The organism is Frigoribacterium sp. CG_9.8 (genome assembly GCF_015751965.1).
In the GTDB taxonomy this organism is placed as follows: Bacteria; Actinomycetota; Actinomycetes; order Actinomycetales; family Microbacteriaceae; genus Lacisediminihabitans.
In genome coordinates this window covers 161,872-176,692 of sequence record NZ_JADOVH010000001.1, presented here as the reverse complement: position 1 = coordinate 176,692, position 14,821 = coordinate 161,872, and the positions used below count along the sequence as shown (strand labels likewise).

Genomic DNA, 14,821 nt, shown 5'->3' with positions numbered 1-14,821 from the left:
GGCGCGGTGAGCAAAGAGCTGGAATATAGCCGTGGGCTGGCCAACGGGCCTATAGACCGCAAGCTCCTGCGCGCCGCCTCAGACGGTCTCAGCGGCAAGGAGATGTCAGCGGCCGTTGGCGGCACGATCCCCCCGGAGCAGACGATACAGCGCGTGCGAGACCTGCTTGAGTCCCGCAATTGGGCGACGTTCTTCGAGCAGGAGCAGCTCATTCTGGAGTCGATCAACGACATCCTTGCCTCGCTGCGTGAGTGGGTCGCTGCCGGTAGCGTGCAGCACATCAAGGCCGCGCTCCAGGCGCTCAAGATGAAGCAGGACGCCCTCGCCAAGCACCGCATGAGCCCCGAGGAAGCTGCGAACATCGTCCTCGACGGCCAGGCACGCATCATGCTCGCCGCAATCCAGGCCACCATGTTCTCCGCAGCCGATGAGCTGGCCCGGCGCTACCCCGCCGTCCCCAGTGCCGAGCTTCACGAGGTATTCCTCATGGCGCTGCCCGCCGCAGTCGACACCATCGAACGGCGAATCGAGCAGGGATGAGCGCCAACACTGGCTACCTCGCCTCTTTGCTCCCCCGAGTTGTCGACGGCCTCGAGACAGACGCCCGCAAGGCCCAGTACCTCACCGATCCGGTGCTCTGGGCCAAGGACATTCTCGGTGTCGACCTCTGGTGGAAGCAGTGCGAGATTGCTTACGCGATCGCCCGCGGCACTAAGAAGTCGATCGCCGTCCGCGCCGGCCATGGTGTCGGCAAGTCCTTCCTCTCGGCAGTGCTAGTTGCATGGTGGATTGACATTCATCCCCTCGGCAGCTCCTTCGTCGCCACAACCGCACCCTCCGCCGCCCAGGTCAAGGCGATTCTCTGGCGGGAAATCCGCGGGCTCATGGCCAAGAGCATCGAGCGCAACAAGGAGTACCTACGGCTGCAGAAGGACGGCAAGGACACGACGGGCTGGCCCGACCATGCACTGCCCGGCTACATCACCGGTAACGACGAGTGGAAGACCTCGCTTGGCGTGCTCGTCGCCCAGGGCCGCAAGCCCCCGGACCACAAGGAAGACGCCTTCCAGGGAATCCACGCGCAGTACGTCCTGGCGATCGGGGACGAGGCGGTCGGCCTCAACGAGGCCATGATCGATTCGCTCTCCAACATCACCTCCAACGACACCTCACGCCGACTCCTCATCGCCAACCCGACGAACCCAGCCTCCCGGCTCGGCGCGATCTTCTCCGGCAAGATCAACGACAAGACTGGCGAAGAGTACGGCGCGAGCTGGGATTTGCACGCTATTTCCGTACTGGACTCCCCCAACTTCCACGGCGGCGGGCGCTGCGTCGAAGGGTGTGAGCGGAAAGCCGAGCACGACAAGCTGCCCTTTGGGCTCGGAATGTCGGCCGACGCCCTCCGCGCGCTATCCGGCCCCACCTACGTCGAGGAGAAACGCCTGGAGTACGGCGAAGACTCCCCGCGCTACCGCTCGCGTGTCCTCGGGATGTTCGCCTACGACTCGGGCAACAACCTCTTCACCGAGTTCGCCCTCGGCAAGGGACGCGACGCGACATGCTTCGTGGCAGACGATTCCCGTCGGGTGCTCGCCGTCGACGTCGCGCGCGCCGAGACCGGCGACTCCACGTTCTGCTACACCTCCGAGTCCGGGCTCATGTACGAGTGGGTCGAGGTCACCCACGAAGACGGCCACGTCACAAGTGAGCTGGGGGATGTCGGGGTCGTCGACGGCATGCGGATCCGGTTCATCGAGTCATTCCGCGGCCGGCCGTTCTCCGACCGCGTGGAGAACGACGGCAACGGCAACATCGTCAAGACCGTCGGGCAAGCAACCCTTGTCCATCAGCACGCGCTCGAGCAGCGCGTCACCCAGGTCCGCATTGACGCATCCGGTGTTGGTAAGGGCCTCGTCGACGCGCTCTTCTCGATCGACTTGAAAGGTGCCGTGCGGCCCTACATCATCGTGGAGATGCTCGGATCCCGCTCAAGCCCTGACGTCATGGTCTGGAAGAACGACCGCGCCCACCAGTACGACAAGCTGCGCGAGCGCATGGAACACGGCACCATCGACATCGACCCGAACGATGCCCTGCTGATCGAGCAGCTCGGCGACATCATCTACGAGGAGTCCCTACCCCACGGCGCCATCCTGATTGAGTCGAAGGAGTCGATGAAGAAGCGCGGGTTCAAGTCTCCTGACGCGGCGGACACTTGCAGCTATGCCGCAGCGCTCCTTCCCGGCATCGACGACCCGATCAACCAGGCAAAAAGGGGAGACACGTACTTCCGTGACCCCTGGGAACTGTTGAACCAGAAGAGAAACAGCGTGGGCAGCCCGTTGTAGCTGGCCAAGTTTCTGTGAATGGGCTGAAAACTAGCCTAAAGTAAGCTGCATGGCCGAAAACACCTTGAAACTCTCCGAAGAACGTGTCGGACTCCTCGAAACAGTCCTCGACCAGTCGCAGACGATCAACCAGAGCTTGCGCGAGCAGCTCTCCTGGAACGCGATGCTCGCTGGGGAAGACATCGGCTGGGCCAAGGTCATCGGCGGAATGGGAGACCTGCACACTGGCCCCTCGCTCGACGAACTCAAGGAGTGGTCGCGGAAGCTCCGCGAGTCCCTCGGCAACGTCCACATGCAGCGAGGCATGCGGCTGCGAACTAACAACATCTGGAGTGGCAATATCCACTACAGCGACAACGCGCTGCCGAGCGGTAGTGGCTATACGAAGCAGACCAAGAAATACGTCGCCGACCTGTTGAACCAGCGCAACTTCTTCGGACCGCAGGCCCACGACGAGCGTGAGAGCGCGCTGTTCACCGACTCGATATACCTCGTCATCGGCGACCCGTCCGACCACTCCCTCGAGCCCACCTTCATCGAGCAGGTTGGCTCGATCGCATTCAACCCGCTGCGAGCAGACGAAATCATCGCCTACCGGATCGACTACACCGACTACTCGAGGAAGCGAGAGGGCGAATCCGTCAAGGAGTGGATCTATACCGACCTGGCCGACAAGCGCCGCAACAAGCCAGGATTCAAAATCAAGGTCGAGCATGATGAAATCGCCCCGACGAAAAAGGTTATCTTCGACCAGCACGTCAACACGCAGGTCGGCTGGGCCTTCGGTGCTCCCGATGGCCTGACCGCATACGCCTGGGCCAAGATTTACCGCGACTTCGTGATGAACGGCAAGGTCATGTCGGACGCGATGGCGCAGTTCGCCTTCCAGATCGCTACCGGCTCCAAGAAGGAAACCGACAACGCCGCCGCCCGGATCGCCACGCCATCCGACGCTGGCGCAACCTTGATCGGCGCCAACGCGCTCACCCCGCTGCCCACTGCCGGCAAGGGCTACGACTTCGACTCGGGACACGCCCTCCTGGCGATCGTCGCCTCGGCACTCGAGGTATCCGTCGTCTCCATCTCCTCGAACCCCGGCGCATCCGGCTCTGGCGGATACGGCTCAGCCGCCACCCTCGACCTCCCCACCCGACTCGCCATGGAGAGCCGCCGCAGCCGCCACGTTGAGTTCGACCGCCGCGTCCTGACCTGGATGGGCGCCGAGCTTGATGCCAATGACGTCTTCTTCTCTTCTCTCTCGGACGCCAGCGAAGAATACCGCGAGCTGCAGGCGCTGATCCTCGCGCTCGACAGCGGCCTCTACCTGCCCGGCCCCATCGAGGAGCGCATCTCAGAGCTGCTGGAAATCACGGGCAACGCAGTGCCCATCGACTGGATCCAGCCGAACACTCTCACCTCCCTCAAGGCGCAGTCGAAGATCAAGGCAGCCAATGCGCCTCCGCCCCCGACCGTCATGCCCGGTGCTCCAGGAGCCCCAGCCGACCAGGGCCTCAACAAATCCACTGCAGCTCCCGACCAGGGCAAGAACAATCCGGCAGGCGGAAGTGGCGTAAACGGAAACGACGTCCGTAAGAAGGGCATCTCAAAATAGCTGGCTTTTTGCTTTCTGGACGTTTCCTGGGAGTTCGCATAGGATTGGCTGCGTGAAGGTACTTATCGAAGCAGCGCAGCCCGCAACCAAGACGGCGACCGGCCGTTGGCGCGCAATCCTCGCCGTCCCCGGCCAGGGCTCCAGCGGCAAGTACAGCGCCCAGGTCCTCGAGAACTACGGCCCCGTCGCCTTCCCGGCCGGCATGAAGGCCTACATTAACCATGACGAGAACCGCGACCCGCGGGACCTCCTTGGCACCTACCCTGACGGGGCTAGCTGGGACCCGAACGAAGGCCCGAATGGTGCCCTCGTCTCCGAGCTTCTGCCGCTCCCCCGCTACGCCGACTTCGTTGAAGAGGTTGCCCCGCACGTTGCCCTGTCGATCTTCGCGCTCGGCAAGGCCGACAAGGAGGGCAACATCACCGAGCTGATCGCCCACCGCACCAATGGCGTCGACATGGTGGGCTACGGCGGCCTTGAAGGCTCCAGCCTCGGCGACAAAGTTTCCGAGAGAGCAATGTCGCTCCTCGAATCAGCCCGTACTGCCGCCTTGGCAGACGAAAGAAAAGAGGAAAGCATGACCCCCGAGGAAATGAAGGCACTGGTCGACAAGTCAGTAGCCGAAGCTCTCGCCCCGGTCCTCGCGTTCGTCTCTGAGCAGAAGCTAGCTGCCGAAGCTGCCGAGGCCGCCAAGGCCGCCGGCACTGAGGCAGAGCCGACCATCACGGAAGCGATCGCGGCATACGCGGCAGCCTCCGATCTGGTCAGCAAGGCCGATGTCTTCCCCACGCAGGAAACGGCCCTCCTGGCCGCCGCTGCGAAGGGCGATGACATCACCGCTGCGCTCGAAGACGCCAAGAAGATCAAGGCAGAAGCCATCACGTCTCTCACCGAGTCGACCAACACCGGCGGACGCCGCGTTGAGTCCGGTTCGGACAACGAAAGCTACGCACTCGGAATGGAGTGGAACTAATGGGCGCACAAGTCTTCGCAGACATCGAATCCACCCGTGAGGTATGGACGCTCGCCGTCCCGACGCTTCCTCGCGTCGCCGTCATGCAGGGAACTCGCCCCGGCGTGACCCTGAGCGGAACGCCCGGACAGAAGACTTCGATCACTGTCGCCGGCATCACCATCTCGGGCCTCCCGCAGGGTGACAACGGCCAGGGCGCACTCGAGTCTTCGGTCTACACGACCGGAACCTTCGAGTTCCCCATCACTGGTGCTGTCGCCGGAACCGTCCCCGGAGTACCGGTGTACTTCGTCGCGGCCGATGGCACTCTCAGCATCACCGCTACCGGCAACACCTACTTCGGTGTCGTCAACGAGCCGAGCGGATACCTCGTTCGCGGGACCGTTCGCCCCATCAAGATCGGAGTGACCGCATAATGGCCGAGTTCAAGGCGCGGGAGTACCGCGACCAGTTCACCCTTGACCGTCGTCTGCACCCGCAGCCCGGCGTGTCGAAGAGCAAGGTCAAGGAAGCGCAGAAGCTCTTCCGCAGCGCGATGGCCGGCGACTACGTTGCCGACGGAACGCTCCGCGAGGCCGTTAGCTCGACCGACGCGAGCGTGAACCTCACGCACGCCATCAACATCGAGTTCGTGCCGCAGTACGACAAGGCGGTCCACTCCCTCGGAGACTGGGCGGGCGTTCGCACGGTCAAGGACTTCCGTCCCGTCGCGCTGTACTCGCTCTACTGGGGCGAAGGCGACGCCACCGATCCCGACCTCGAGTACAACGAGTCGAACATGCGCGGTGCTGGCCTCGGCAAGCACGGCGAGCCGCTGGTCATCCCCGAGGGCGGACTCTTCCCGATGGTCTCCATGACCGGCGGGATCGAGAGCTTCTACCAGAAGCTCCGCAAGCGCGGTCTCCGGTTCGACTGGACCTGGGAAGCGCAGATCAACGACACCGTTGGTTTCTTCGAGGCCCTGCCGGGCGAGCTGCTCAGCGTGTCGACCGATGGAAAGATCGCCGAGTTCTTCGACGCTCTCCTGTCGGCTACCGCCGTTAGCGCACTCAGCGCCGGAACCTCGCCGGACGGGACCACCATCCCGGCCAACGCGAAGCTGTCGCCCGAGGCCATCGAGGAAGCGATCTTCCAGCGCTCGCGTCGCAAGATCAAGGGCAACCGCATCGGCGAGGCGTCAGGCTACAACCTGTTCGTGCCGATCGGGACTCGTCGCTTCTGGGACTTCCAGATGAACCGCCAGGTGCTGCACGTCACCAGCGGTGGCTACGTCGAAGATGGTGGCCGTTACAACACGGTCCTCGGAAACGTGACCCTCGTTGAGTCCGAGCGCATTCTGGACAACACCTGGTCGCTCGTTCCGAAGCCGGGCTCCACCCGTCGCCCGGTCATCGAGTTCCTCAAGCTGCGCGGATACGAGACCCCGGAGCTGCGCGTGCAGAACCTCCAGGGCTCCTACGTCGGCGCCGGCTCGATCAGCCCCTTCGAGGGCTCGTTCGAGTCCGACTCGCTGGCGTACCGCCTGCGGAACATCGACGGCGCGGTCCTCTGGGCCGAGCTGCACATCGTTCACTCGAACGGAACTGGCGGAGCGATCACCCGCCCGCTGTAGCCAGCAACGCACAATGAGAGGCCCCGGCGCTATTTGCCGGGGCCTTCTCGCGTTAGCTGGCTAATCTAAGATTCTGTGAGTATCCTGGGAGGGTACGCAGGCCCCTCCTTCCTCGTACAGCGGGCTCCCGGCGTGACAACACCGCCGGGAGCCTGACTTATTTCTGGGCGTTTGCTGGGAAGGCCCTTAGACTGATGCCATGGCGAATCCTGGCGTGACCCCCCTCGAAGCGACATCCCCAATCGCTCAAGTTCGTCTCCTCCTCGGGGACGACAGCTCGGTTCCGCTGAGCCCGATCGTTGTCGGTCAAGGTGACTACAAATACTTCGCCGATGTGGCCATCTCCATCTCACTCCAACTGGCCAACGGCAACGTCACCCGCGCCTGCTCAGTGCTCATCAAGCAGCTTGCACTGTCTCTCACGATCGCTGGCCAGTCGATCGGTGCCGATGGCTTCACGATCAACACGCTGGGCAAGGGCCGCGACCTCCTGCAGGTCGCAGAGAGCTACGCGAAGCAGGCTGACGCAGAAGATGCACGCGCCGCGCGCGACGAGGCCCTCTACGCGATCGTGAACACGCGCCTGCGCTCGCATGAGCCAACCCTGGATCTATCCGACCTATTCGGCCGCTAGGCGCTGCTCAGCCGCCCGCTGGATCCGCAGAGCCATCGCAGCCTGCTCGATGAGCTGCTCCTCGGTGGGGGGTGGGTTGGCGGCCCGATACTGCGCTCGATTCAACTCGAGGGCTGCCGCCTCCTTGGCAGCGAAACGGGCCACGTACTTCTTGCTCGGCTCTTTCATGAAGATGAGGGACATGATGACGAAGCCGAAGAAGCCAAGGACCAGGATGATGAGTATGAATATGAAGAGCATGCCTCGATGATCGCAGGCCTGGATGATGACTGCCAACTTTCCCCACGATTCCCCACGCCAGCTCCCCATGCGGGGAATTACAGTCAATCGCTGGCAGCCAATTCCCCACGAATTCCCCACGACAGACAAAAGGACCGGAGCCGATAGGCCCCGATCCCTTTGTTTATATGAGCCGCCTGTCAGAATCGAACTGACGACCTTCTCATTACGAGTGAGATGCTCTACCGACTGAGCTAAGGCGGCGTGCACGCAATTTCTCGCAGGCAACGCCTGAAAGCTTAGCCGATCAGGCTGCGGGCACCGGTCGGAGAATGCGACCCAGTTCGTCGAAGGAATCCTTGAGCCGGTCGGCCAGAGACGTGCCGCCTTGGTTGTCTGCCCAACACACCCACGCGTGCTTCATCGCTCCGAACGCCACGTTGGTAATGAGGCGGGATCGGCTGAGCAACACATCGGAGTCGTCGGCGAGGGCCGGGTCATCCGCCACGAGGCGCTGCGCGACTATCTCGCGTAGCCGTTCCTCATACTCGCGCATGGCCGCCATCCGCATCGCGAAGAGCTGGGGGTAATGCTTGAGCAGGCTGCGGCGCTTCAGCATCAGCTCCGTGTCGGTGGACCTCCCTTCGACCGCTGCGGCGAGGAGCGCACTGAGCCCATCGAACACACTCCCGCTCGCGGCATAAACATAGGCCTGAACTGCATCGGCGGTTGGCGGCTCGGGTGTTTCACCCACCAGGGCAGACTCCTTGGACGCGTAGTAGTTGAAAAACGTGCGCGGCGAGATGTCGGCGACGCGACTGATTTCATCAACGGTCACGTGGTCGAGCCCGGTTTCTGCGACCAGGGTAAGTGCCGCCATCTCGATCGCGCGGGCGGTGGCTAGACGCTTACGCTCCCGCAGCCCGGCACGCGGATTGTCGATGGTCATACGAGTATCCTTGCGCCGCGTGCAACTTTGCGCAAACCTGGTGGCTCGATCATACGGATGCCCCTCGGCACCGCCCATTCAGCACTGCGGGTCTTTTTTGGGCACGGTGCCGTCGACGAAGAAATCATCGACCGTGTTGTTCACGCACGAGTTGGACTTGTTGTAGGCCGTGTGGCCTTCACCGCGGTAGGTGAGGAGGTGCCCATTCTGCAGCTCCTTCGCGAGGGCCTTCGCCCACACGTAGGGGGTCGCCGGATCGTTCGTGGTGCCGACGACGAGGATGGGTGCCGAGCCATCCGCCGAAATCGGTCCGCGCGTGCGCGTGGGCTCGAACGGCCAAGAGGCACACGATGTGTCGTACGAGAGCTGGGGGCCGAGGGTCGGCGCAAGAGACGCGAGCGTCGCCGCATCCACTTTCAAGCTCGCATCAGTCGTGGACTCGGTCGTGTAGTCGAGGCAGTTGATGCCGATGAATGCCTCGGTCGAATTATCGGTATAGCTGCCGTTGGCTTTGCGTCCGTAGTAGCTGTCTGCCAGTTGGAATGCCACCGACGCGTCACCCTTCATCACACTGCTGAACAACTGGGTGAGATTCGGCCAGTTGACCTTGTTATACAGCGGGGTAATGATCGCAGTGAACATGGCACCGCTGGAGAGTTCACGGCCATCCTTGGCGCGCAACGGACTGGCATCGAGGCCTTCGAGCAGGGAACGGATGTCGGTCATGGCGTCGTCTACAGACCCTGTGAATGGACACTCTTTGCCGGTCAAGCAGTCTTTGATATACGCGCGCAGTGCGCTCTCGAAGCCCTGGGCTTGGGTTGCCCCCACGTCGAAGCTGCTGGTCGCCGGGTCGAGGGCACCATCGAGAACCAGGCGGCCGGTCTTTTTCGGGTAAAGCGCGGCGTAAGTCGCGCCAAGCAGGGTGCCGTAGGAGTACCCGAGGTAGTTGAGCTTTTTATCGCCGAGTGTCGCACGCAGCAGGTCGAGGTCCCGAGCGGCGCTGTCGGTGTCGATGAAACCGAGCAGATCCCCGGTGTATTTGAGGCAGGCCGCGCCGAATGCGGTGTTGTTGATCCGCTGGTCGGCGATCCACGCGTCTGAGCCGAAGGGATTGGCTGAGACGCCGAAGAGGAATTTATCCATCTCAGACGGGTCCTGATAGCACTTGACCGCCGAGGACTTGTTTACCCCGCGTGGATCGAAGCCCACAATGTCGTAGTTCTGCTTCAATTTTGCGTCGACCGCGTAGTCGAGGCTGTCCCTCACGAAGTCATATCCCGATGCGCCCGGACCACCCGGATTGACCAGCAGCGAACCGAGAGCAGTGCCAGTGGCGGTCTTGCGGATGAGCGCCAGATCGATCGACTTGGTCGCGGGATTTTTCCAGTCCATCGGCGCTGTGACGGTTGTGCACTGGAAGCCTTCCCCCTCGCAGGGCTTCCATTTCAATATCTGTGTGTAGAACGGCTCAAGCTCAGCAGCTACGCGCTCAGCCGTCGGTGTTGACCGTGTGTCTGGCGTCTTCGGCAGGAATGACGCGACACAGCCGCTGAGCGCAAGGGCGATAACCAGCCCGGCAGCGGTCAATACGGTACGGGTGGTTTTGGTTGTCACAGGCATCCCTTAAACGAGCGGTGAAGATTTAGCGGGCGGTGGAGATCAGCATGGCTTCGAGGGCGAGGGCCGGAGCGACGTTCCCCTCGATGCGCTTGCGGGCGGTGGCAATGGCGTCCATTGTCGCGAGGGTCTCGGCGGCAGTCGAAGCCCCACTCGCGGCGGTCAGCTGAGAGAGGATAGCGAGATTGATCGGCTCGGTGCCGGCGTCGAGTTGCATCAGCAGGATGTCGCGGTAGAGCGAGAGTAGGTCGACCATGATTCGGTCGATGCCATCGCGCAGGCTGCGGGTCGCACGTCTCTTCTGGTCCTCCTCGAGAGCGCGCAACTGGGCTCGGAGCGCCGGCGGAATGGTGCCTCCCGGTTCGATGCCAAGAGACCGCAACGCGCTCTCGCGCTCCTCGGCGTCGCGCTCTTCGGTGATGGCCCTGGCATCCTCCCCCGCGAGTTCGAGCAGTTTCGCCGCAGCGATCACTGCCCCAGACACGGAACGGATGCCGAGCGCAAGCTGGAGGGTCTGCTCGCGGCGGCGCCGGGCCTCCTCGTTGGTGGCGAGGCGGTGGGCCATGCCGATGTGGCTCTGCGACTCACGGGCGGCCCGGGTGGCGGTAGCGATATCCACCTCGTCCCGCCTGGCGATGAGTTCGGCAACCTCGGCGACATCCGGTACCCGCAGTCGCACGGTACGCACCCGGGAACGGATGGTCGGCAGCAGGTCGGCTTCGCTCGGCGCACAGAGGATCCACACCGTTCTCGGCGGCGGCTCTTCGAGCGCCTTGAGCAGCACATTGGAGGTGCGCTCCTGCATTCGGTCGGCGTCCTCGATCACGATCACGCGATAGCGACTCACCGAGGGCGAGAAGTTGGAGCTGGAGACCAGCCGGCGCACGTCATCCATCTTGATGATCACGCCCTCGGTGCTCAGCACTGCGAGGTCGGGGTGGGTGCGGGCGGCGACCTGGCGGCGGGTGGTTTCGTCACCATCCGGATCGCTGACTTTACCTGTCGCAGCCGGACTGAGCAGCGCCGTCGCGAAGGCGTAGGCAAGGTTGGAGCGGCCCGACCCGGGTGGACCCGTGATGAGCCAGGAATGGGTCATCGCCGAGTCGCCGATCGGGGAGTCACCGAGGGTCGAGTCTGCAGCGGCCGCGCGGAAGGTCGCGATCGCCTCCGACTGGCCGGTCAATTCGTCCCACGCGGTCATGCGCCAAGCCTAAGCGGAGCAGCTGACCGGGTTTCCCGGCTGGTGCTACAAAAGCGGAGTCACCCGAGCGCGAATGGCCTCGGCGATCGACTCGATCGAAGCGGTGGCCGAGAGCACCAGGAAACGGTGCGTCTCGGCCTCAGCGAGTGCGAGGAATCCGGCCCGCACGCGGGAGTGGAAGTCGTTCTCCTCCGCCTCGAGCCTGTCATATTGGGTCCGGGCCTCATCGAGGCGTGCTCGGCCGATCGTCTCGTCGAGATCGAGCAGGATCGTGAGATCTGGCATGAAGCCCTCGGTCGCCCAGAGCGAGATATCCCGAACCTCGATGGGGTCGAGCACGCGCCCAGCGCCCTGGTACGCAACCGAGGAGTCGAGGTAGCGGTCCTGGATCACGATCTCTCCGCGCTCGATCGCCGGCCGCACCTTCGTAGCGATATTGTGCGCGCGATCGGCGGCATAGATCAGCGCCTCGGCGCGGGGAGCGATGTGCCCTCGGCGGTGCAGCACGATCTCCCGCAGCTCGAGCCCGAGTTCGGTGCCACCGGGCTCACGCGAGCGAGTCACAGTGCGACCGGATGCCGTGAGCCAGTCCGCGAGCAGGCTCGCCTGGGTCGACTTGCCCGATCCGTCACCGCCCTCGAACGTGATGAACAAACCGGTCATGTCGCGCTTCGCACCGACGCCTACTGCGCCGACTCGGAGGCCGGGGACGACTTCGCCGCCACCTTCTTCGCCGCCACCGTCTTCGCCGCGGGCTTCGTCGCAGTGGACTTCGTCGCGGCAGGCTTCTTAACCGCTGGCTTCTTCGCGACCGGCTTCTTTGCGGCCGGCTTTTTTACGACTGGCTTTTTTACGACCGGCTTCTTTGCGGCCGGCCTCTTCGCCGCGGTCGTCTTGACCGTCGGTCCCTTCGCACGCTTATCGGCGAGCATCTGCACCGCGCGCTCGAAGTCGATCTCTTCGATCGTCTCCCCCCGGGGAATCGTCACATTCGTCACGCCATCGGTCACATAGGCACCGAAACGGCCGTCCTTGATACGAATCGGCTTGCCACTGACGGGGTCGGCATCGAACTCCTTGAGGGCACTGGATGCTTGGCGCGCACCATACTTGGGCTGGGCATACAGCTCAATCGCCGCGGGAAGGTCGATCTCGAAGATCTGATCTTCCCCGGTAAGTGATCGCGTGTCGACACCCTTCTTGAGATAGGGGCCAAACTTCCCGTTCTGGGCGGTGATCTCCTCACCACTCTCCGGGTCCTGGCCCACGATGCGCGGCAGCGCAAGCAAGCGAAGAGCGGTAATGAGATCAACGGTCGCGAGATCCATTGACTTGAAGATGGAGGCCGTTCGCTGCTTTGCCGCGGCCGCTTTTTTGGGCGCGGCCCGCTTCTTCTTCGGCTCGATGATCTCGCCGGTAGCGGGGTCGACGACGGGCTCGACGACCGCGATTTCGACCGGCGCAACAGCATCGGGTTCGGGTACTGGTTCGGGTTCGGGGTCGACTTCGGTGATGTACGGCCCGAACCGGCCGTCTTTCGCGACCACACTCTTGCCGTTTTCGGGGTTGATGCCAATCACGCGGTCCACCACAACGGGCGCGTCGATCAGCTCATGGGCTTTCGCGACCGTGAGTTCATCCGGGGCAAGCTCCGGGGGGATGTTCACGCGGCGGGGGACTGCCTCCGGTGCGCCATCCGCATCCACGACCTCAAGGTACGGGCCGTACTTGCCGATGCGCAGGGTCACCTCGTCATCGAGCTTGATCGAGTTGATGCTCTTCGCGTCGATCTCGCCCATGTTATCGATGACATTTCGCAGACCGCGGTGTTTTTCGCTGCCGAAGTAGAAGCTGGTCAGCCATTCAACGCGGTCCTCTTTGCCATCCGCGATGCGGTCGAGGTCGTCTTCCATGGCTGCGGTGAAGTCGTATTCCACCAGATCGGAGAAAAAATCTTCGAGCAGTCGAACCACAGAAAAGGCGATCCAGTTCGGCACAAGTGCGCTACCACGGGGGGTCACGTAGCCGCGGTCGATGATGGTCGAGATGATTGACGCGTAGGTCGAGGGGCGCCCGATCCCCAGCTCTTCGAGTGTCTTGACGAGGCTCGCCTCGGTGTAGCGCGGCGGCGCGCTGGTCTCGTGTCCCTTTGCCTCCACTTCTGCGACGGTCAGTTTTTGGCCGACAGTGAGTGGGGGGAGTTTTGCTTCGGTGGGCTCGGCAGCGTCGTTGCGCTCTTCGTCCCGGCTTTCCTCATAGGCCTGGAGGAATCCGCGGAAGGTGATCACGGTGCCACTCGCGGCGAACTCGGCCATGGTCGTGCCCTGCACCGGTCCGGCAGTGATGACCACGGACGCGGTCATTCCCTTGGCGTCAGCCATCTGCGAGGCGACAGTGCGCTTCCAGATGAGGTCATACAGTTTCCAGTCGTTGCCGCGCAGGGTGCCCTCGAGCTGGCCGGGGGTACGAAAAGTGTCCCCAGCGGGACGGATCGCCTCGTGAGCCTCTTGCGCATTCTTGCTTTTGCTCGTGTAGGTGCGCGGCTTTTCGGACACACTTTCGGCGCCGTACAGCGACGCCGCTTGGCTGCGAGCGGCGGTCATCGCCTGCTGGGAGAGGTTGAGCGAATCCGTTCGCATATAGGTGATGTAGCCGTTTTCGTACAGACCCTGCGCCACGCTCATGGTCTGGCGCGCGGTGAAGCGCAGCTTGCGAGCGGCTTCCTGCTGAAGTGTCGAGGTGCTGAAGGGCGCCGCCGGTCGACGCGTATAGGGCTTCGAGTCGACTGCGGACACGACGACTGAGACCGCCGGGTCGCGCAGCGCCTCGGCAAGCGCGGTCGCGGCCTGCTCGTCGAGAGCGATGGCATCCGCCCTGCCAGTGGACGATGATTTGAGTTGTCCCCTGTCATCAAAGTCACGACCGCTGGCAACGCGCGCTCCGTCGAGGCGGGCAAGGCGGGACTCGAATGGAGTTGATCCGTCGGATGCTGCAAGCAGCGCCGACAGATCCCAATAGCCGGCCGCAACAAAAGCGAGACGCTCGCGCTCCCGGTCGACGACGAGACGGGTGGCGGCAGACTGCACCCGCCCGGCGGAGAGTCCGGGGCCGACCTTGCGCCAGAGCACCGGCGAGATCTCATAGCCGTATAGACGGTCGAGAATGCGGCGGGTTTCTTGGGCATCGACGAGGGCGGTGTCGATGTCACGGGTGCTGTCGCGGGCGCGCTCGATCGCTTCTTTGGTGATCTCGTGGAAGACCATTCGCTTGACCGGAACCTTGGGTTTCAGTTCGTCGAGGAGGTGCCACGCGATGGCCTCGCCCTCGCGGTCCTCATCAGTTGCGAGGTAGAGCTCGTCGGCACCCTTGAGGGCACGCTTCAGTTCGGCGACCGTCTTCTTCTTCTGATCGGAGACCACATAGTACGGAAGAAAACCATTTTCGACATCAATGGAGAATTTGCCGAGCGAGCCTTTTTTGAGCTCCGGCGGCAGGTTCTTCGGCTCGATCAAGTCACGGATGTGACCGACCGAGGCCAGCACCTCATATCCGTCACCCAGGTACTGGGCAATCGTCTTCGCCTTTGCGGGCGACTCGACTATGACCAGTTTCTTCGTGCCAGACACGTGACTCCTCGACTACTGCGACTC

General features: G+C 63.2%; 13 protein-coding genes and 1 tRNA gene. 7 read left to right on the top strand and 7 right to left on the bottom strand.

Annotated elements, in window-relative coordinates:
- Positions 1-6 precede the first annotated feature (6 nt).
- The 7 genes from IWX88_RS00900 to IWX88_RS00870 all read left to right on the top strand — a co-directional run bounded on the left by IWX88_RS00900 (position 7) and on the right by IWX88_RS00870 (position 7,182).
- Positions 7-540 carry a hypothetical protein gene (locus IWX88_RS00900; protein ID WP_196826520.1) on the top strand — a complete coding sequence of 178 codons (534 nt, stop codon included), beginning with the start codon at positions 7-9 and terminating at the stop codon, positions 538-540.
- The gene (locus IWX88_RS00895; RefSeq protein WP_196826519.1) at positions 537-2,351 is read left to right on the top strand and encodes a hypothetical protein; all 1,815 of its coding nucleotides are present in this window, start codon (positions 537-539) and stop codon (positions 2,349-2,351) included. Before IWX88_RS00900 ends, IWX88_RS00895 begins: the two co-directional genes overlap by 4 nt.
- A 49-nt stretch (positions 2,352-2,400) precedes the next feature.
- Positions 2,401-3,963, top strand: a complete 1,563-nt coding sequence (locus IWX88_RS00890) for a hypothetical protein (RefSeq protein WP_196826518.1) — start codon at positions 2,401-2,403, stop codon at positions 3,961-3,963.
- Positions 3,964-4,015: 52 nt separating this feature from the next.
- Positions 4,016-4,936, top strand: coding sequence for a hypothetical protein (locus tag IWX88_RS00885; RefSeq protein ID WP_196826517.1), 921 nt, complete (start codon positions 4,016-4,018; stop codon positions 4,934-4,936).
- Positions 4,936-5,352 carry a DUF2190 family protein gene (locus tag IWX88_RS00880; protein WP_196826516.1) on the top strand — a complete coding sequence of 139 codons (417 nt, stop codon included), beginning with the start codon at positions 4,936-4,938 and terminating at the stop codon, positions 5,350-5,352. The genes IWX88_RS00885 and IWX88_RS00880 overlap by 1 nt, the downstream gene beginning before the upstream one ends.
- Complete coding sequence (locus IWX88_RS00875; RefSeq protein ID WP_196826515.1) at positions 5,352-6,548, top strand: hypothetical protein; 1,197 nt, start codon at positions 5,352-5,354, stop codon at positions 6,546-6,548. Before IWX88_RS00880 ends, IWX88_RS00875 begins: the two co-directional genes overlap by 1 nt.
- 199 nt (positions 6,549-6,747) lie before the next feature.
- Entirely contained in the window at positions 6,748-7,182 is a 435-nt protein-coding gene (locus IWX88_RS00870) for a hypothetical protein (protein ID WP_196826514.1), read from the top strand.
- On the opposite strand, the gene IWX88_RS00865 is transcribed toward IWX88_RS00870, so the two are convergent.
- From IWX88_RS00865 to topA, 7 genes are all read right to left on the bottom strand, one after another.
- A complete protein-coding gene (locus tag IWX88_RS00865; RefSeq protein WP_196826513.1) occupies positions 7,168-7,422 on the bottom strand; it encodes a hypothetical protein in 255 nt (84 codons plus the stop codon). The two genes, IWX88_RS00870 and IWX88_RS00865, sit on opposite strands and share 15 nt — an antisense overlap.
- 170 nt (positions 7,423-7,592) lie before the next feature.
- Positions 7,593-7,665, bottom strand: a tRNA-Thr gene (locus IWX88_RS00860).
- A 43-nt stretch (positions 7,666-7,708) separates the two neighbouring features.
- Positions 7,709-8,350, bottom strand: a complete 642-nt coding sequence (locus IWX88_RS00855; RefSeq protein WP_196826512.1) for a TetR/AcrR family transcriptional regulator — start codon at positions 8,348-8,350, stop codon at positions 7,709-7,711.
- 78 nt (positions 8,351-8,428) lie between these two features.
- The gene (locus IWX88_RS00850; RefSeq protein WP_196826511.1) at positions 8,429-9,973 is read right to left on the bottom strand and encodes an alpha/beta hydrolase; all 1,545 of its coding nucleotides are present in this window, start codon (positions 9,971-9,973) and stop codon (positions 8,429-8,431) included.
- A gap of 22 nt (positions 9,974-9,995) precedes the next feature.
- Positions 9,996-11,171, bottom strand: coding sequence for a DNA polymerase III subunit delta' (locus tag IWX88_RS00845; RefSeq protein ID WP_196826510.1), 1,176 nt, complete (start codon positions 11,169-11,171; stop codon positions 9,996-9,998).
- Between the two features lie 45 nt (positions 11,172-11,216).
- Positions 11,217-11,834 carry a dTMP kinase gene (tmk, locus tag IWX88_RS00840; RefSeq protein ID WP_196826509.1) on the bottom strand — a complete coding sequence of 206 codons (618 nt, stop codon included), beginning with the start codon at positions 11,832-11,834 and terminating at the stop codon, positions 11,217-11,219.
- 20 nt (positions 11,835-11,854) lie between these two features.
- Positions 11,855-14,797, bottom strand: a complete 2,943-nt coding sequence (gene topA / locus IWX88_RS00835) for a type I DNA topoisomerase (protein WP_196826508.1) — start codon at positions 14,795-14,797, stop codon at positions 11,855-11,857.
- Between the last annotated feature and the right edge of the window lie 24 nt (positions 14,798-14,821).

Coding starts and splice junctions, on each gene's coding strand:
- IWX88_RS00895 (WP_196826519.1), top strand. CDS start 537: ATGAGCGCCAACACTGGCTACCTCGCCTCTTTGCTCCCCCGAGTTGTC.
- IWX88_RS00890 (WP_196826518.1), top strand. CDS start 2,401: ATGGCCGAAAACACCTTGAAACTCTCCGAAGAACGTGTCGGACTCCTC.
- IWX88_RS00880 (WP_196826516.1), top strand. CDS start 4,936: ATGGGCGCACAAGTCTTCGCAGACATCGAATCCACCCGTGAGGTATGG.
- IWX88_RS00875 (WP_196826515.1), top strand. CDS start 5,352: ATGGCCGAGTTCAAGGCGCGGGAGTACCGCGACCAGTTCACCCTTGAC.
- IWX88_RS00870 (WP_196826514.1), top strand. CDS start 6,748: ATGGCGAATCCTGGCGTGACCCCCCTCGAAGCGACATCCCCAATCGCT.
- IWX88_RS00865 (WP_196826513.1), bottom strand. CDS start 7,422: ATGCTCTTCATATTCATACTCATCATCCTGGTCCTTGGCTTCTTCGGC.
- IWX88_RS00855 (WP_196826512.1), bottom strand. CDS start 8,350: ATGACCATCGACAATCCGCGTGCCGGGCTGCGGGAGCGTAAGCGTCTA.
- IWX88_RS00850 (WP_196826511.1), bottom strand. CDS start 9,973: ATGCCTGTGACAACCAAAACCACCCGTACCGTATTGACCGCTGCCGGG.
- IWX88_RS00845 (WP_196826510.1), bottom strand. CDS start 11,171: ATGACCGCGTGGGACGAATTGACCGGCCAGTCGGAGGCGATCGCGACC.
- tmk (WP_196826509.1), bottom strand. CDS start 11,834: ATGACCGGTTTGTTCATCACGTTCGAGGGCGGTGACGGATCGGGCAAG.